We start from the raw sequence: 16721 nt of genomic DNA, 5'->3' as shown, positions 1-16721 counted from the left end.
GCGTACGGCTACGACGCTCCGCTACGGCGTGGAGGCGATCGACGGCGGCGCGGCCGGCTCCGCCGGACTGACCCCGGCCCGGCGGGCCACCGCGACGGCGGCCAGCGTGGAGTGCACCCCCAACTTCCCCAGCACGTTCTGCATGTGGGTGCGGACGGTGTGCGGCGACAGGTACAGCCGCTCCGCCACCGCCTGCCGGCCCAGGCCCGCCACCATGCAGCGCAGGATCTGCTTCTCCCGCGGGGTCAGGGTGTCCACCAGGCGCTCGCTCTCGGTGCGGTCCCGCCGGGCCGTCGTGAGCTCGCGAATCACCCCGGTGAGCAGCGCCGGCGGCAGGTGGGTCTCGTCCCGCAGCACCCCCCGGACCACCGCGAGCAACCGGGCCAGCGAACTCTCCTTCGCCACCCAGCCGGTGGCACCCGCGTGCAGCGCCCGGGCGGCGCGGTGCGGGTCGTCCGCGGTGGCCAGCACCACCCCGCGCAGCCCCGGATGCGCCCGGCGGAGCCGGCCCAGCAGGGTGATGCCGTCCGGCGGCGGGGCCGTGGGCCGCAGCGGCTCGGCGCGGAGCCGGTCCGGGGGGCGGGCGGCGGCGGTCGCCGGGGTGGGCGGGGCGAGCGGGGCGGCACCCGGCCTGCGGGCGGCGGGCACCCCCGGGGCCGGGCGTCGCCGGGCCTCCTCGGCCGCCGCCTCCGGGCCGGGCCGGGCCCGGGCCGCCGGGCCACCCGCTTCCACCCCCAGGTCGGCGTCGATCAGCGCCACGTCGTAGGCCCGCCCCTCGGCCGCGGCCCGCTCCAGCGCCCGCTCGGCGGCGGCCGCGCTACCGGCCGCGCCCACCTCCACGTCGGGCTCGGCGGCGAGCGCCGCGGCCAGTGCCTCGGCGAAGATCCGATGGTCGTCGACCACCAGGACCCGGATCCGCCCCATCGTCACTACCCCCTGCTCAGCGCGCCCGAGCCCGGGGACGGGGGTCGGTCCGGCGTCCGCGTTCCGGACCCGCCGTTCCGCCCGCCCACCGGTGGCCGGTGAAGCCGAAAGGACGCCGGCCCCCACCGGTACCGCACTCAGCGTACGGGCCGGGAAACGCCCCCGTGGCGGTTCGGTGAAGTTTCGTCAGGTGGTGCGCGAGGGGCCGGACTTGACCGGGCGGACGGCCCCCGGGGGCCCGCTCGCGGTGGAGCGCGTCCCGGGAGCCGTCCCGTTCCGGCACGGCCGGCGGGGCCGTGCCGGACTGCTCGCCGGTCTGCTCGCCGACCTACTCGCCGGTCTGCTCCAGGGTGAACTTCCAGGCGTCGGCGACGATGTCGTCCAGGTTGGGGCGGCGCGGCGTCCAGCCCAGCTCCTGGTGGGCCCGCTCGGCCGAGGCCACCAGCACGGCCGGGTCGCCCGCGCGGCGGCCGACGACCTGCACCGGGATCTCCCGGCCGGTGACGCGCTTGACCGACTCGATCACCTCGCGCACCGAGAAGCCGCTGCCGTTGCCCAGGTTGCAGATCAGGTGCTCGCCCGGCTTGGCGGCGTCCAGCGCCAGCAGGTGCGCGTCGGCCAGGTCCGCGACGTGGATGTAGTCGCGGATGCAGGTGCCGTCCGGGGTCGGGTAGTCGTCGCCGAACACCGCGATGTGCGGGCGCCGGCCGAGCGCGGCCTGGAAGACCAGCGGGATCAGGTGCGACTCGGGGTCGTGCCGCTCGCCGTAGGCGCCGTACGCGCCGGCCACGTTGAAGTAGCGCAGCGAGACGGCGGCCAGGCCGTGCGCGACGGCCTCGCTGGTGATCATGTGGTCCATGGCGAGCTTGCTGGCGCCGTAGGTGTTGGTCGGCGAGGTCCGGGCGGTCTCGGCGATCGGCACGACCTCCGGCTCGCCGTACACAGCCGCGGTCGAGGAGAACACCAGCTTGCGCACGCCGGCGGCGCGCATCGCGGTGATCAGCTCCAGCGAGCCCGCCACGTTGTTGCGCCAGTACTTCTCCGGGTCCACGACCGACTCGCCGACCTGCGAGGAGGCGGCGAAGTGCAGCACGCCGTCGAAGGAGCCGTCCAGCACCCGGCCGGCCTCCTGGATCCGGCCCTCGACGAACTCGGCACCGGCCGGGACGCCCTCGCGGAAGCCGGTGGAGAGGTCGTCCAGGACGGTCACCTGGTGACCCGCCTCCAGCAGGTGCGCGGCCACCACGCTGCCGACGTAGCCGGCGCCACCCGTGACCAGGTACTTACTCATGATGAGACCTCCAGCGGGCGATGGTCCGCGCGGTCGGCGGCGCCATCGACGGAATGCGTACGACTGCGCTCAATTGTCCCTGCCCGCCGGGGTGCTCCGGACCACCGGGGCGGTCGCTCCCCGGCATTCTCACCCACTCCTCAGCCGACCTCCACGGCGCTGCCGCGCCGCCGCCCCGCGGGCACCCCGGGGCCCGCTCAGCCGTCGGCGGTCCGCCGGCCGTCGGCCATCCGCTCCAGCAGGCCGGTGCGCGCGGCCACCGCCGCCGCCTCCAGCCGGGTGCGCGCCCCCAGCTTCATCAGCACCCGCTGCACGTGGGTACGGGCGGTGCTCGCGGCGATCCGCATCCCGGCCGCGATCGCCGCGGTGTCCTCGCCGTCCGCGATCCGGGCCAGCACCTGCACCTCACGGCGGGTCAGCAGCCGCAGCAGCCGGACCGCCTCGTCGTCCGGCTCGGCCACCGGGCGCAGCAACTGGTCGAAGGCCCCGCGCAGGACGTCCACCGTCACCGCGGCCTCGCCCGCCCGGGCCCGCCCGATCGCCCGCTCGACCACCTCGATCCGCTCGTCGCTGGGCACGTACCCCGCCGCCCCGGCCGCGAACGCGCAGGCCACACCCCGGAGTTCACCCACCGGCCCGAGCACGATCACGGCCACCTCGGGCCGCTCCCGGCGGATCCGGCGCAGCCCGTCGAAAGCCCCCGGCTCACCCGGCGCGGACACCCCCAGCAGACACACCTCGGGCCGCCGCCCGGCCACCAGATCGGCCGCCACACCGGCCGGCGAGCCGACCGCGAGCACCCGGTGGCCGCGCAGTTGCAGCGCGGTGGCCAGCGCTTCGGCCAGCAGCCGGTGGTCGTCGACCACCACGAGTCGAACACCCATGACGCCCTCCCGGTCGGGGTCCGGCTCGCGCCCGCACCCCGTGGGCGGGCGGCCGATGACGCACCATCACAACGCATTCCGTACCCGACCCGCTAGGCCACCGAGGATCGCGGGACCAGCGGCGCAACGGGGCGGAGCCCGGTGCACAGAACGCGAAAGACCCCCGCCGCGAGGCGAGGGTCTTTCAGTGGAGCCCCCATGCGGAATCGAACCGCAGACCTTCTCCTTACCATGGAGACGCTCTACCGACTGAGCTATAGGGGCTTGGCCTTGCGTTTCCGCCTGGCCGGTCGAACAAGGAAGACATTACACGGCCGTCGGCCCGGAAGGGAAATCGGCTCCACCCCGGGCCCCGTGGGCCGTCAGCCCCCGACGTGCGCCGCGTCGAACTCCTCGCGGGCCGCGAGCATCTGCCCCGCGCGGCGCTCCGTCCACTGCCCGAGCGGGGCGACCAGCGCGGCCAGCTCGCGACCGAGCGGCAGCAGGTCGTAGACCACCCGCGGCGGCGTCTCCGGGAAGACCGTGCGGAGCACCAGCCCGCTGCGCTCCAGACTCCGCAGCGACTGGGTGAGCATCTTGCGGCTGACCCCGCCGACGCCGCGCTGGAGCTCGGAGAAGCGCTGCGGCCCACAGGCGGACAGGCTCATCAGGATCAGCATCGACCACTTGTCGGCGAGCTCGGCGAACAGCTCGCGGCTGGGGCAGAGCTGGGCGAAGACGTCCAGCTCCGGCTCCGGCTCCCGGCCTTCGCCTTCCGGCTGCCGCCCGCCGCCTTCCGTCTTCCGCCCGACCCCGGCGTCCTCCGCCCGTCGCTCGACCTCGACCCGGGCCGCTTCCTCCGTCGTCATAGGCCCAGGGTAGACCTGCGGTCTCCGATCCGCACCTGGTCTCTGATGGAGACCTGGTCTATATTGGAGACCGTTCGACGGAGCGGGCCCGCCCCGCTCCGTCCGCCTTGCCCTCCCCCGCTCACGCCGTCCCGTCCCCAGGAGTGCCCGCATGACCGCCATCCGCCCGACCGTCGCCCTCGCCTACCACTCCGGCTACGGCCACACCGCCGTGATCGCCGAGGCCGTCGCCCGAGGCGCCGCCGCAGCGGGCGCCGAGGTCGTCACGATCGCCGTCGACACCATCACCGAGGAGCAGTGGGCCCAGCTGGACGCCGCCGACGCGATCGTCTTCGGCTCCCCCACCTACATGGGCACCGCCTCCGGCGCCTTCCACGTCTTCGCCGAGGCCAGCAGCAAGCGCTGGTTCACCGACGCCTGGAAGGACAAGCTCGCGGCCGGCTTCACCAACTCCGCCTCCAAGAGCGGCGACAAGGCCGGCACCCTCGGCTTCTTCCAGACCCTCGCCGCCCAGCACGGCATGAACTGGGTCAACCTCGGCCTCAAGCCCGGCTGGAACGCCACCACCGCCTCCGAGGACGACCTCAACCGCCTCGGCTTCTTCACCGGCGCCGCCGCCTCCTCCCCCTCCGACGCCGGCCCCGAGGCCGTCCACAAGGCCGACATCGCCACCGCCGAGCACCTGGGCGAGCGCGTCGCCCGGCACACCGCCGTCGTGCTGGCCGGCCGCGCCGCCCTGGCCGGCTGAGACCCGACCGACTGCCGGGCCCTGGCCGACCGAGGCCGCGCCGCCTCACCGCCGCACGGCTACGCCGCCGGATCCGCCCCCAACACGGGCGCCCGGCGGCGTCCGCCGTCCACCGCCGCCAACTCCGCACCCGTGGTGTCCGGCAGCAACCACAGGCAGCCCAGCGCCACCAGCCCCAGCACCCCCAGGTACCAGCCGACCGGCTGCGCCGTCCCGTACACCCTGGTCAGCCGCGTCGCCACCAACGGCGTCAGCGCCCCGCCGACCACCCCGCCCAGGTTGTACGTCAACGCGGCACCCGTGTAGCGCACCCGGGTCGGGAACAGCTCCGGCAGGAACGCCGCCACCGGGCCCATCAGGCACCCCAGCACCACCATCGCCCCGGCCAACGCCAGGAACATCAACGGCCGGCGCACCGTCTCCAGCAGCGGGAACAGCACCAGCGACCAGCCCGCCGCCAGGCCCGCCGCCCAGCGCAGCGTCCGCCGCCGCCCCCACCGGTCACTGTGCGCCGCACTCAGCCACACCGTCACGGCCCCGCCCACCGCACCGACCAGCAGCATCGCCAGCACCACCGTGCTCGCCACCCCGAGGCCGGACGTCGCGTACGCCAGCGCGTACGTGGTGGTCAGGTAGAACAACGCGTACCCGAGCGTGATCGCCCCACCCCCCGCCAGCACCGGCCGCCAGTGCTCCCGCAGCACCTCCACCACCGGCGGACGGTCCCGCCGCTCGTCCGCCCGGAACAACGGCGTCTCCGCCAGCCGCAGCCGCACGAACAGCCCCACCGCCACCAGCACCAACGAGGCCAGGAACGGCACCCGCCAGCCCCACGCCCGGAACGACCCCTCGTCCAGGGTGAGTTGGAGCACCAGGAACGCCCCGTTCGCCAACACGAACCCGCCCGACGGCCCCAACTGCAGGAACCCGCCGTACCGCCCGCGCCGCCCGGCCGGCGCGTTCTCCGCGATCAGCAGCGCCGCCCCGCCCCACTCCCCGCCCAACCCGACGCCCTGGCACACCCGCAGCACCACCAGCAGCGCCGGCGACCACCACCCCCACACCGCGAACCCCGGCAACAACCCCACCGCCACCGTCGCCAGGCCCATCAGCAACAGCGACACCACCAACGTCGCCTTCCGCCCCACCCGGTCCCCGAAGTGCCCGAACACCACCGCCCCCAACGGCCGGGCCAGGAACGCCACCGCGTACACCGAGAACGCCGCCAACAACGCCCCGGCCCCACCCAACCCGGGAAAGAACACCGGCCCGAACACCAGGGCCGCCGCCGTCCCGTACAGGAAGAAGTCGTAGAACTCGATCGCCGTCCCGATCAACGCCGCAGCCGCGGCCCGCCTCAACTGCCCGGCCCGCCGGGCACCCTCCGCATCCATACCACCACCCTCGCCACCCCCACCCCACCCCCGCCAGCACCCACCCGAGTGACCCCGGCGCACACCCCGCCCCCCAGCGCCCACCAAAAAGCCCGGGCGCCGCCACCGCGACACCCGGGCCCACCTGCCCCAACCCGCCTACTGCGCGTACGGGTTACCCCCCGGAGGCCCCGGCGGCACGGCAGCCCGCCGCCGACGCACCACCGCGAACACCACACCCGCCACCACCAGAAGACCGGCCACCACCCCACCCACGACCGGCAGCGCACCACCCGACCCGGACGACGCCCCAGCCTCCGGCTGCGCAGTCGGCGCACCGGCCGCAGCCCCGGCCGGACTCGGCACCGACGACGCGGACACGGACGCACTCGCCGACGGCGAAGGGGCAGCCGAAGGCGTCACCGCATCAGCCGGAAGCGGCGACACATCCGCCGGTCCGGGGTCGCCCGGGTCCGTCAACGCGATCCGCGGCCGGACCGCACCCCAACCGGCATCGTTCGTCCGGGCGTTCCCGCCATTCGGCCTGCCCGCGGTATTGATGAGCACCCGCAGAATCTGGTTCGGTGACCAATCCGGATGGATCGACCAGATCAGCGCCGCTGAGGCAGACGCCAGAGCGGTCGCATCCGACGTTCCATGCCCGGTGCAATATCCAGATGGAGCCGTGCAGGCTGCGATGGTGTCCGCACCAGGAGCTACCAGAGCCACCTGCGGCCCCGTCTCGGATTCGTCGGTCACATCCCCGTTCCGACCGAAGGCTCCGACGCCCACGACGTTCGGCAGTCCTCCCGGATAGTCAACCGGGTTCCCGGACTTCGCCTCGTTCCCCACCGCAGCGAGGACCAGGGCCCCCTTCGCCCTGGCGGACACGAGGATTCGATTCAGCTTGGCGACATCGTCGCTGGACGTCGTGACCGAGTTCGTCCCTTGAGAAATACTGATGACCTTGGCGCCGTTGGCGACGGCATAGTCGACCGCCTGCCCGATCTGGTCCAGGAAGTCAGCCGAAAGCACCGACCCCTCGGATCCCGTATTGATCTTCAAGGGCAGGATCTTGACTCCGGGTGCCAATCCATAAGCACCCTTCCCGCCATTCGCCTTCCCCGTTCCCGCAATCAGCCCGGCCATCTGCGTGCCGTGCCCATTGGCATCGGCACCAACTCCGCCCTTGCTGCCGCTGAAGTCCTTTCCTGACAAGAACTGCCCGGAAAGGTCAGGGTGATCCAGCTTGAACCCACCGTCGATCACTGCGACCGTGACGCCCTGCCCTGTGGAGACCTTCCACATGTCCGACGCCTTCATGACATCCAGATGCCACTGATCATCACGAACCGCACCATTGACGGCAGCCGATGCTGCAACAGGGGAAACGGCGACACCAGCGGCTACGAGCATCGCCACGAACAGCCGTCCAGGCACCCGCCGGATCATTCGACTCATCACAACTCCTCGTCGACTTCCCCGCCTGCCGAAGCGGGGCCTGAACAAGACTGCCCGGCCACTGGGGAAGCCCAGTGGCCGGGCAGTCGTTGCCGTCCTACTCAATCACGTCCGGATTGCTGTGCGGCGTACCGCTGGTCCACGTCTCTTCGTCCTCGTGGAGGTAGTCCGCGCGGTTGCGGCGGTCGCGGTCCTTCTTGCCGCCGTGGCCGCCCGTACCCGGGGCCATCATGCCGTTCTGCCCGGACCGTGCACCGCCCTCGGCAGCCTCCGCCGCCGCGCGGTTGCGCAGGCCCGTGCCACCAGGGGTGAACTCCCCGCTGGCGGCAGGGCCCTTGCGGCCACCGACCGTGCCGCCCGGGGTCGAGGTCAGGCCCCGGCCGCGCGCACCACCGGCACCGCCGACGACGCCGTGGCCGCCGCCCATGCCCGGGTGCATGCCACCCATTCCGCCACCCATGGCCGAACCGCCGACCCGGCCACCGCCCGGCGCACCCTCACGACCGAAGACCGTTCCGCTCGGGAGTCCCGGGGTACCGGCCTTGCCGGGGACCGAACCGCCGCTGAACGGGCCGGTACGGAGGGGAACCGAGCCGCCGCCCTTGCCGGGGATGCCGCCGATGCCCTTGGTCGGAACGGACCCGCCACCGATGCCCGCCGGGAAGCCGGAGATGGGGCCGCTGCCCGGCGTGCCGGGCAGCCCGCCCCGGCCGTCGGGACCGCCGGGGTAGCCGGGAGTTCCACCCGGACCGCTCGGCAGCACCGGGCCGCCCCCGGGACCGACCGGAGTGGTCTGGTCCGGCAGGGTCGGGATGCTGTCGAGGCCGGTGCCGGGACGGGTGACCGGGTCCGACGGGTGGGACGGCGGGGTCGGGGTGCCCGGGTCCTGCGGCGGGGGCGGCAGCTGCCCGCCGCCGTAGGGCGGAGTCGGGCCGGGGTGGGTCGGGTTGGACGGATCCTGCCAGCTCGTCGCCGGGTCACGGGGCTTCATGGTGGCACCGCCATAGTCGCCGCCAGGCGGGCTGTAGCTCCCGCCGTAGCTGCCGGTGCGGGGGCTTCGGACCGAGCCCCCGTAGCTGCTTCCCGAGCTACCGTTCCCCCCGTACTCCGAAGCGGAGCCCTTGTCCTTCCCCGTGGCAGGCGTTCCCGGCAGCACCACGTTGTCGTCGATCCCGTTCAACGTCGTCGTCGCCGCGGTGTAAGCCTGTGCCAGCTTCTCCATCTGGAGAATGGCTTCCTGCTTCTCCTTCTCGATGGTCGCCGCGGCCTGGGCAGCCCGGTCCTTGCTCACCCAGTTCGGGTTGAGGGAGAACATGAAGTCGTCGACCGACTTGCCGTTCAGGTTCACGTTCGACGGCATGTAGAGCGTCTGCGCCTTGGCCTTGGCCAGCAGGTCGATCTCCGTCTGCGGAGGCTTGGGCACGGCGGACTGGGCGGTGCTGAGCGCCTCTCCGGCCTGGACCATGGCGTTGCCGGCGGTCGTGGAATGCTGGGCGATGATCGCTGCGGACTTGTAGAGGTTCCCCACCCAGGTCTTGAAGCCCTCGGCCGCCGGCCCCTCCCAGCTGACATTGCCGAGGTGCCCCTGCAACGCCTGGCTGAGGTCCGTCAGGACGCGGCCTGCGTCCTGGAGCTGGTTCGCCCGCTTTAGTACGTCGGCGGGCTTCCCGCCGTCGACCATCCCCTTGAGTACGGCGTGGTCGATGTTGCTGAACTCCGTCGGTCCTGACATGGTCTGTTCCCCGTCTCCCCGTAAATCTCTCCAGGCGCCGCTTTCAGGCCGTCACGTTGGACTTCGTCCCTGTAGGCGGCAGGTTGATGCCTGCCCCCGCCGCGATCGCCTTCTGGGCGTCCGTCGTGTGGCCCTCGTTGGTCGTGTACTGGCTGTGCGTGTCCGCGACCGCAGCCTTCATCGCCTCGATCTGCGCCGCGAAGTCCTTGTGGAGCTTGACCAGCTGGTCGTGGACCTTGTCGTAGGCGCCGTGCAGGGCCACGGCCTCGGGGAACTTCGCAGCGTCTGCGGCGTTGACGAAGCTGCCCGCGGAGACCTTCTGCTCCTGGAGCTTGTACGGCGCGGCCGCCGATCCCTCCATCGCCTTGAGCAGCGCATCGACCTTGTTGGCGAAGTTCGTGAGCGTCTGCAGCTCGATCTGGACGTCCTGCTTGCCGAAGGCCGCGACCAGGTCGCCTGCGCTGACGTTGGTCTGCACGGTGCTGACCACGGGGGCAATCTTGATCCCGTGCCCCCACGGCAGCGGGATCGTCGGCCCGTCCAGCATGAACGGCGTCGCGTCCGGTGCCCCAGGTGTCCCCGGTGTCCCCGGTGCCGGCGTCGTTCCCGCGCTCGGCGTGGTCGTCGGCTCTCCCACAGCAATCCACCTCTCCCCCGTACGGCCCGCGCGTCCCGGGCGTGTCCCGGGCCCCGTCGCGCCGCAACGCACCGTCAACTTCCAAGACGTACCGTCCTGGTCGGTTCGGCCGCCCGCCCTGGGGGCGGCCCCCGCCTCTGTCATGGTAGCCACCGCCTCTGTCGGCCCGGCAGGGCCCTTGGTCGGCGCGGGCGCGATCGGTACGAACTTGACACGTACAGCCCGGGGTCGGGCCGCTGGGTAGACTGCCCCGGTACGCCCCATCTGCCGTGCAATGTCGCTCAGCAGCGAGCCGTGGCCGCAGAACGGACGTGTGACGACATGCCTGAGCAGAGGACGCCCTGGTGGGCCCGGGCGGTGCGGCCGGAGCGGCCGCCGCTGCCGGTGGTGTTGATGGTGCGGGCCGCGGTGGGGATGGCGGTGCCGCTGGTGCTGGGGTTGTGGGCGCACCGGCTGGACCTGGGGGTGTTCGCCGGGCTGGGGGCGATGCACGCGACGATGAACGACCGGGTCGAGCCCACGGGGCTGCGGACGGCGCGGATCGGCTCGGCGGTGGCGGCTTCGGCGGCGGGGATGCTGATCGGTACGGCCTTGCAGCACGTCCACGCGGGTGTGGTGGTGCTCGGTGCCGGGCTGACGCTGACGGCGTTCGTGTCGGGTGCGTTGAGTGCGACGGGTCCGCGCGGGTCGGCGGCGGGGATGCTGCTGCTGGTGTCGGCGGCGTTGGGCAGCGGGATGCCGTTGCCGGGGCCGTGGTGGGCGGCGGCGCCGATGATGCTGGCGGGTGCGGCGTTCGTGGTGCTGCTGGGTCTGCCCGGTCGTGCGGCCGACCCGCGCGTCCGGGCGCTGGCGGCGGCGTACGAGGCGCTCGGCCGGACGCTCGGCGATCTGGGGACGGCGCGGGGCGCGGGTTCCCGCCGGGTGTTGACGGCCCGCCTGAACCAGGTGCAGGACCTGTTCCCCGGGCGCGGCCGGACGGCCCTGCGCCCGGTGTACGAGGCGGCGCTGGCGGCGACCGAGGCGGCGACAGGCCTGTTGTGGGCGTGGCGGCCGGTGCCGGCGGAGGTGGCGGCGGTGCCCGGGCAGCTGGCGGCCGCGGTGCGGCGGGGCGGCGGCGAGGTGGTGGTGCCGCGGTGGGGGCCGGACACCCCGGCGCGGCAGGCCCTGGATATGGCGCTGCGGGCCGCGGCGGACGCGGTCGCGGGCCGGCCGGCCCGGATCGACGCGGCTCCCGCGCCGCCGCCCGACCCGTGGCGGCTCCGGGGGCGGCTGTGGTCCGCCGCTTCGGCGCGGTACGGGCTGCGGGTGGCGCTGTGCATCGCGGTGGGTTCGGCAGTGACGGCCAACTACCCGCTGAGCAAGAGCTACTGGGTGCCGATGACGATCGCGTTCGTGGTGAAGCCGGATCTGGGTTCGGTGTTCCTGCGGGCGGTGAGCCGGGCGGTCGGCACGGTGCTGGGTGTGGTGGTGACGGCGGCGCTGCTGGCGTCGACCACCGAGGAGTGGGTGCTGACGGCGGTGGCGGCGCTGTGCGTGGCGCTGCTGCCGTACGCGACGGCGGCGCACTACGGGCTGACCACCGTGGCGATGACGCCGATGGCGCTGGTGCTGCTCCAACTCGGCGGGCAGAGCAGCGCGGCCGAGTTCTGGCCGCGGGTGCTGGACACGGTCCTGGCGAGCGCGATCGTGCTGCTCTTCGGCTACCTGCTGTGGCCGGAGCGCCCGCGGCACCGGATCGAGCCGCGGCTGGTGACCGCGACGACCGCCCTGCGCGCCTACCTGGACGCGGTCACGGAGCACCGGACCGGAGAGGTGTGGCTGCGCCGTACGGCCTACCGGTCGTTGGCGGACGCCCGGCAGGAGGTGCGGCAGGGGCTGGCCGAGCCGCCGCCCACGGGCCGGCTGGCCGAGCAGTGGCTGCCGGCCACGGCGGCGCTGGAGCGGCTGGGCGGGGCGGTGGCGGCGTTCGCCGCGCAGATCCGGTACGGGGGCCGGGTGCCGGATCCGGGGGAGACCGAGCGGGTCCGGCGGGCCCTGGACGAGCTGACGGCCGCCGCCCGGGAGCACCGTCCGCCGGTCGGTCCGGCGGCCCGGCCGGACGCACCGCACGACCCGGCGCTCAGTGCGCTGGGCCGTGCGGCGGACGAGCTGGAGCTCCTGCTCGAGCAGCGGTAGTGACGAGCTGGAGTTCCTGCTCGAGCAGCGGTGGTGACGAGTGGGAACTCCTGCTCGAGCAGCGGTAGTCGAGAAGGCGGGCGGTCAGACCTGCTCGGCCAGCTCCAGCCAGGTCAGCTCCAGCTCCTCCTTCTCCTCCCGGACGGTGCGCAGCTGCCCGTCCAGTTCGGCGACCTTGGAGAAGTCGGCGGCGTGCTCGGCGAGTTGGGCGTGCAGCTTGGACTCCTTCTGGTCCAGCTTGGAGATCTGGCGCTCGATCCTCTGCATCTCCTTCTTGGCCGCCCGGAGGTCCCCGCCGGAGAGCCCGGCGGCGGGGTCGGCGGCCGGGGCCGCGGCGACGGGGGCGGCCTGCGCCGCGGCGGCGGCCATCCGGGCCCGCCGCTCCAGGTACTCGTCGACGCCGCCCGGCAGCATCCGCATCTTCTGGTCGCCGAGCAGCGCGTGGACGACGTCGGTGGTCCGCTCGATGAAGAACCGGTCGTGGCTGATGACGACCATCGAGCCGGGCCAGCCGTCGAGCAGGTCCTCCAGCTGGTTGAGGGTCTCGATGTCCAGGTCGTTGGTCGGCTCGTCGAGGAACAGCACGTTGGGCTCGTCCATCAGCAGCCGCAGCAGCTGGAGCCGGCGGCGCTCGCCGCCGGAGAGGTCGCCGACCGGCGTCCACTGCTTGTCCTTGCCGAAGCCGAACTGCTCGCACAGCTGGCCGGCGCTCATCTCCCGGCCCTTGCCGAGGTCGACCCGGGAGCGGACCTGCTCGACGGCCTGCAGCACCCGGGTCGTCGGCTCCAGTTCGGCGACCTCCTGGGACAGGTAGGCCAGCCGCACGGTCTTGCCGACCTTGATCACGCCGGAGGTGGGCTGGACGTCGCCCTCGCTGGCGTAGGCGTCGCGCATGGCGCGCAGCAGCGAGGTCTTGCCGGCGCCGTTGACGCCGAGCAGGCCGATCCGGTCACCGGGGCCGAGCTGCCAGGTGAGGTTCTCCAGCAGCAGCTTGGGGCCGGCCTTGACGGTGACGCCTTCCAGGTCGAAGACGGTGCGGCCGAGCCGGGCGTTGGCGAACTTCATCAGCTCGCTCTTGTCCCGGGGGTCCGGCACGTCGGCGATCAGGGCGTTGGCCGCCTCGATCCGGTAGCGCGGCTTGGAGGTGCGGGCGGGGGCGCCGCGGCGCAGCCAGGCCAGCTCCTTGCGGGCGAGGTTCTGGCGCTTCTGCTCCTCGACGGCCTCGATCCGGGAGCGCTCGGCGCGGGAGAAGACGTAGTCGGAGTAGCCGCCCTCGTACTCGTGCACCTCGCCGTGCTGGACGTCCCACATCCGGGTGCAGACCTGGTCGAGGAACCAGCGGTCGTGGGTGACGCAGACCAGCGCGGAGCGGCGCTTCTGCAGGTGCTGGGCGAGCCAGTTGATGCCCTCGACGTCGAGGTGGTTGGTGGGCTCGTCGAGGATGATCAGCTCGGGGGAGCCGAGCAGCAGCTTGGCGAGGGCGATCCGGCGGCGCTCGCCGCCGGAGAGCGGGCCGATGACGGTGTCGAGGCCGTCGGCGAAGCCGGGCAGGTCGAGGCCGCCGAAGAGGCCTTCGATGATGTCGCGGATCCGGGCGTCGCCGAGCCACTCGTGGTCGGCGCGGTCGGCGATGACCTCGTGCCGGATGGTGGCCTTCGGGTCGAGCGAGTCGTGCTGGGTGAGGACGGCCGGTTCGAGGTTGCCGTTCCAGGTGATCCGGCCGCCGTCGGGCTCCTCCAGCTTGGCGAGCATCCGGATCAGGGTGGTCTTGCCGTCGCCGTTGCGGCCGACGACGCCGATCCGGTCGCCGTCGCTCACGCCCAGGCTGACCGCGTCCAGCAGGGTGCGGGTGCCGTAGACCTTCGTGACGGACTCGATGGTGGCGAGGTTGACGGCCACGTGTGCTGCGCTCCTGGGTTCGGCGGTCGGGGGCGGGCCCAGCCCGCCCCTCTCTCGGGGACGACCCGATCACCCCAGCCTAATGGGCGGGCCGCGACGCCCTCACCGCGTCGAGCGCCCCCACCACGCCGCCCGAGCGACGCCCCCGGCACGCCGGACACGGCGCCCTCACCACGCCGGACGCGGCACCCCCACCCCGTCAGACGACCGACGCCCCCGGCACCGGCCCGTACGTGGCGTGCGCGGCCCGGCAGGTGCCGGAGGCCAGCAGCGCCCGGGCGACGGTGGCCGCCGCCTCGGCGTCCTTGGCCAGGAAGGCGCAGGTCGGTCCGGAGCCGGAGACCAGGGCGCCGAGCGCACCGGCCTCGGTGCCGGCCCGCAGGGTGGCGGCCAGCGCGGGGCGCAGGGAGAGCGCGGCGGCCTGGAGGTCGTTGGTGAGCGCGCCGGCCAGGGCGACGGCGTCGCCGTCGGCGAGGGCGGCGAGCAGGGCCCGGTCGGCGTCGGGGGTGGGCACCTGGAGGTCGCTGGAGCCGGTGCCGGCCTCCTCGCGGAGCCGGTCGCACTCGCGGAAGACCGCGGGGGTGGACAGGCCGCCGTCGGCGACCGCGAAGACCCAGTGGAAGGTGCCGTCGACCGGCAGCGGTTCCAGGATCTCGCCCCGGCCGCGGCCCAGCGCGACGCCGCCGAGCAGGGCGAAGGGCACGTCGGAGCCCAGTTCGGCGGCGAGGTCCAGCAGCACCGGGAGCGGGGTGTCGAGCTGCCACAGCGCGTCGCAGGCGACCAGCGCGGCGGCGCCGTCGGCGCTGCCGCCGGCCATGCCGCCGGCGACCGGGATGGCCTTGGCGATGTGCAGGTGGACGCCCGGGTCGGCGATCCCGTGGTGGGCGGCGAGCAGCCGGGCGGCGCGGGCGGCGAGGTTGCTGTCGTCGAGCGGGACGGCCTCGGCGTCGGGGCCCGAGCAGGACAGCGTCACGCCGTCCGCCGGGGTGGCCGTGACCTCGTCACCGAGCGAGACCGCGAAGAAGACGTTGGCCAGGTCGTGGAAGCCGTCGGCGCGCAGTCCGCCGACCCCGAGCTGGGCGTTGACCTTGGCCGGTACCCGTACGGTGATCACTCGCCGTCCTCGGCAGACGTGGCAGACGTGCCCGGAGCCACCGGCGCGACGGGCTTGTGCTCGGCGATCGCGGCGAACTGCTCCACCGTCAGCATCTCGCCGCGCAGCTTGTGGTCGATCCCGGCGGCCGCGAGCGCCTGCTCGGCCCCGGCGGCGGAGCCGGCCCAGCCGGCCAGCGCGGCGCGCAGGGTCTTGCGGCGCTGGGCGAACGCGGCGTCGACCACCGCGAACACCTGCTCGCGGGTCGCGGTGGTCCTCGGCGGCTCGCGGCGGATCAGCGAGACCAGCCCGGAGTCGACGTTGGGGGCGGGCCAGAACACGTTCCGCCCGATCGCGCCGGCCCGCTTCACGTCGGCGTACCAGTTGGCCTTGACCGAGGGGACGCCGTAGACCTTGTTGCCGGGCTTGGCGGCGAGCCGGTCGGCGACCTCGCTCTGCACCATCACCAGGGTCCGCTCGATGCTGGGGAAGGTCGCCAGCATGTGCAGCAGGACGGGCACCGCCACGTTGTACGGCAGGTTGGCGACCAGCGCGGTGGGCGCCGGCCCGGGCAGCTCGGTGACCTCCATGGCGTCGCTGAGGACCAGCGCGAAGGCGTCCGCCTTGCGGGGCATCCGGCCCGCGACGGTGTCCGGCAGGTGCCGGGCGAGCACCGGGTCGATCTCGACCGCGGTGACGTGCCGGGCGACGTCCAGCAGCGCCAGCGTGAGGGAGCCGAGCCCTGGCCCGACCTCCACCACCGCGTCCTGCTCCGTCACCTCGGCGGCGCGGACGATCCGCCGCACGGTGTTGCCGTCGATGACGAAGTTCTGCCCGCGCTGCTTGGTCGGCTTCACGCCGAACGCGGCCGCCAGTTCGCGGATGTCGGCGGCGCCCAGCAGGTGGCTGTCAGGGGTGGGGTCGGTGCTGCTCACGCGCCAAGGATACGGGCGCGGGCGGCACTCAGAGTTCGACCACCGCGGCGAGGTCGATCTCCACGGGGTACGGGACCGAGGTACGGAGCACCCCTTCGTGCTGGGCGACGGGCAAGTAGACGCCCTTCTCCTCGTCCCGGTGGAACTCGTGGACGATAGGCAGGTTGTCGATGCCGCGCTCGACCCGCCAGTAGGCGGGGATCCCCTTCTCGGCGAACTGGCCGGGCTTGCCGAAGCGGTCCCTGGCCCGGGTCCCGGGCGACACCACCTCGACGGCCAGAACCACGGACTCGACCGGCAGACAGTCCAGCTCGAAGACGTCGAGACCGGTCTTGTCGAACACCACCACATCGGGCTTGGCCGTGTTGCTCTCGTCCAGCAGCATGCACCGCTCCGGCAGGACCGCACAGGGCTCGACGCGCGCAGCGAACAGCCCTCGCTCCAGCCCCGAACGCACCAGGTCATGCCAGAAGTTCGTCTGCCCCCGGACCACAATGACTCCGTCCACCAGATCCCACTCGAACGGCAGGTCGAAATCCTGAGCCTGCTCGTACGTCCAGCCCTGGGCTGGCGGAAGGAACCATTCGACGCGATCGTCCACGGGTTCGCTGATCGGCTCGGCGGTCATTGCCACCTCCCTCACTGCACTCATGCTAACCAGCCTAGGAAGAAGCCGGGAGTGCCGAATCGTTCCTTCGAAACCCGAGATCCGTTCGACCCG

General features: G+C 73.3%; 14 protein-coding genes and 1 tRNA gene. 2 read left to right on the top strand and 13 right to left on the bottom strand.

Going from position 1 to position 16721, the window contains the following annotated elements; translation table 11 throughout:
* Positions 1-21: 21 nt before the first annotated feature.
* The 5 genes from ACFV8H_RS08560 to ACFV8H_RS08540 form a co-directional block, all read right to left on the bottom strand.
* Positions 22-924, bottom strand: a complete 903-nt coding sequence (locus tag ACFV8H_RS08560; RefSeq protein WP_380397607.1) for a LuxR C-terminal-related transcriptional regulator — start codon at positions 922-924, stop codon at positions 22-24.
* Between the two features lie 328 nt (positions 925-1252).
* Positions 1253-2215 (bottom strand): UDP-glucose 4-epimerase GalE, encoded by a 963-nt coding sequence (gene galE / locus ACFV8H_RS08555; RefSeq protein WP_375892711.1) that lies wholly within the window; start codon positions 2213-2215, stop codon positions 1253-1255.
* A 197-nt stretch (positions 2216-2412) separates the two neighbouring features.
* Complete coding sequence (locus tag ACFV8H_RS08550; RefSeq protein ID WP_380397605.1) at positions 2413-3099, bottom strand: LuxR C-terminal-related transcriptional regulator; 687 nt, start codon at positions 3097-3099, stop codon at positions 2413-2415.
* Positions 3100-3287: 188 nt separating this feature from the next.
* A tRNA-Thr gene (locus tag ACFV8H_RS08545) sits at positions 3288-3363 on the bottom strand.
* 98 nt (positions 3364-3461) lie between these two features.
* Positions 3462-3947, bottom strand: coding sequence for a winged helix-turn-helix transcriptional regulator (locus tag ACFV8H_RS08540; RefSeq protein ID WP_380397603.1), 486 nt, complete (start codon positions 3945-3947; stop codon positions 3462-3464).
* 151 nt (positions 3948-4098) lie between these two features.
* Between ACFV8H_RS08540 and ACFV8H_RS08535 the strand changes: the two genes are divergently transcribed.
* Positions 4099-4695 (top strand): flavodoxin family protein, encoded by a 597-nt coding sequence (locus tag ACFV8H_RS08535; protein WP_380397601.1) that lies wholly within the window; start codon positions 4099-4101, stop codon positions 4693-4695.
* A gap of 59 nt (positions 4696-4754) precedes the next feature.
* Here ACFV8H_RS08535 and ACFV8H_RS08530 read toward each other — a convergent pair whose 3' ends face one another.
* From ACFV8H_RS08530 to ACFV8H_RS08515, 4 genes are all read right to left on the bottom strand, one after another.
* Complete coding sequence (locus ACFV8H_RS08530; RefSeq protein ID WP_380397599.1) at positions 4755-6089, bottom strand: MFS transporter; 1335 nt, start codon at positions 6087-6089, stop codon at positions 4755-4757.
* A 138-nt stretch (positions 6090-6227) separates the two neighbouring features.
* A complete protein-coding gene (locus ACFV8H_RS08525; RefSeq protein ID WP_380397597.1) occupies positions 6228-7529 on the bottom strand; it encodes a S8 family serine peptidase in 1302 nt (433 codons plus the stop codon).
* A gap of 97 nt (positions 7530-7626) precedes the next feature.
* On the bottom strand, positions 7627-9261 hold the full coding sequence (locus ACFV8H_RS08520) for a WXG100 family type VII secretion target (protein ID WP_380397596.1): 1635 nt from the start codon (positions 9259-9261) through the stop codon (positions 7627-7629).
* A gap of 43 nt (positions 9262-9304) precedes the next feature.
* Positions 9305-9751 (bottom strand): hypothetical protein, encoded by a 447-nt coding sequence (locus tag ACFV8H_RS08515; protein ID WP_380397594.1) that lies wholly within the window; start codon positions 9749-9751, stop codon positions 9305-9307.
* A 468-nt stretch (positions 9752-10219) separates the two neighbouring features.
* On the opposite strand from ACFV8H_RS08515, the gene ACFV8H_RS08510 reads away from it, so the two are divergent.
* The gene (locus ACFV8H_RS08510) at positions 10220-12073 is read left to right on the top strand and encodes an FUSC family protein (RefSeq protein ID WP_380397592.1); all 1854 of its coding nucleotides are present in this window, start codon (positions 10220-10222) and stop codon (positions 12071-12073) included.
* 84 nt (positions 12074-12157) lie between these two features.
* On the opposite strand, the gene ACFV8H_RS08505 is transcribed toward ACFV8H_RS08510, so the two are convergent.
* The 4 genes from ACFV8H_RS08505 to ACFV8H_RS08490 all read right to left on the bottom strand — a co-directional run bounded on the left by ACFV8H_RS08505 (position 12158) and on the right by ACFV8H_RS08490 (position 16628).
* The gene (locus ACFV8H_RS08505) at positions 12158-13972 is read right to left on the bottom strand and encodes an ABC-F family ATP-binding cassette domain-containing protein (RefSeq protein WP_380397591.1); all 1815 of its coding nucleotides are present in this window, start codon (positions 13970-13972) and stop codon (positions 12158-12160) included.
* 199 nt (positions 13973-14171) lie between these two features.
* The gene (locus ACFV8H_RS08500; RefSeq protein WP_380397589.1) at positions 14172-15086 is read right to left on the bottom strand and encodes a 4-(cytidine 5'-diphospho)-2-C-methyl-D-erythritol kinase; all 915 of its coding nucleotides are present in this window, start codon (positions 15084-15086) and stop codon (positions 14172-14174) included.
* Positions 15083-16000 carry a 16S rRNA (adenine(1518)-N(6)/adenine(1519)-N(6))-dimethyltransferase RsmA gene (gene rsmA / locus ACFV8H_RS08495; protein WP_375892728.1) on the bottom strand — a complete coding sequence of 306 codons (918 nt, stop codon included), beginning with the start codon at positions 15998-16000 and terminating at the stop codon, positions 15083-15085. The genes ACFV8H_RS08500 and rsmA overlap by 4 nt, the downstream gene beginning before the upstream one ends.
* 28 nt (positions 16001-16028) lie before the next feature.
* Positions 16029-16628 (bottom strand): Uma2 family endonuclease, encoded by a 600-nt coding sequence (locus tag ACFV8H_RS08490; protein WP_380397588.1) that lies wholly within the window; start codon positions 16626-16628, stop codon positions 16029-16031.
* Positions 16629-16721 lie beyond the last annotated feature (93 nt).

It is taken from the genome of Kitasatospora sp. NPDC059827, assembly GCF_042731675.1.
Taxonomy (GTDB): Bacteria; Actinomycetota; Actinomycetes; order Streptomycetales; family Streptomycetaceae; genus Kitasatospora.
The sequence above is the reverse complement of the archived record's forward strand: the minus strand, read 5'-3'. Positions and strand labels throughout refer to the sequence as shown.

Coding starts and splice junctions, on each gene's coding strand:
- ACFV8H_RS08525 (WP_380397597.1), bottom strand. CDS start 7,529: ATGAGTCGAATGATCCGGCGGGTGCCTGGACGGCTGTTCGTGGCGATG.
- ACFV8H_RS08490 (WP_380397588.1), bottom strand. CDS start 16,628: ATGACCGCCGAGCCGATCAGCGAACCCGTGGACGATCGCGTCGAATGG.
- galE (WP_375892711.1), bottom strand. CDS start 2,215: ATGAGTAAGTACCTGGTCACGGGTGGCGCCGGCTACGTCGGCAGCGTG.
- ACFV8H_RS08510 (WP_380397592.1), top strand. CDS start 10,220: ATGCCTGAGCAGAGGACGCCCTGGTGGGCCCGGGCGGTGCGGCCGGAG.
- ACFV8H_RS08550 (WP_380397605.1), bottom strand. CDS start 3,099: ATGGGTGTTCGACTCGTGGTGGTCGACGACCACCGGCTGCTGGCCGAA.
- ACFV8H_RS08530 (WP_380397599.1), bottom strand. CDS start 6,089: ATGGATGCGGAGGGTGCCCGGCGGGCCGGGCAGTTGAGGCGGGCCGCG.
- ACFV8H_RS08540 (WP_380397603.1), bottom strand. CDS start 3,947: ATGACGACGGAGGAAGCGGCCCGGGTCGAGGTCGAGCGACGGGCGGAG.
- ACFV8H_RS08560 (WP_380397607.1), bottom strand. CDS start 924: ATGGGGCGGATCCGGGTCCTGGTGGTCGACGACCATCGGATCTTCGCC.
- ACFV8H_RS08520 (WP_380397596.1), bottom strand. CDS start 9,261: ATGTCAGGACCGACGGAGTTCAGCAACATCGACCACGCCGTACTCAAG.
- ACFV8H_RS08535 (WP_380397601.1), top strand. CDS start 4,099: ATGACCGCCATCCGCCCGACCGTCGCCCTCGCCTACCACTCCGGCTAC.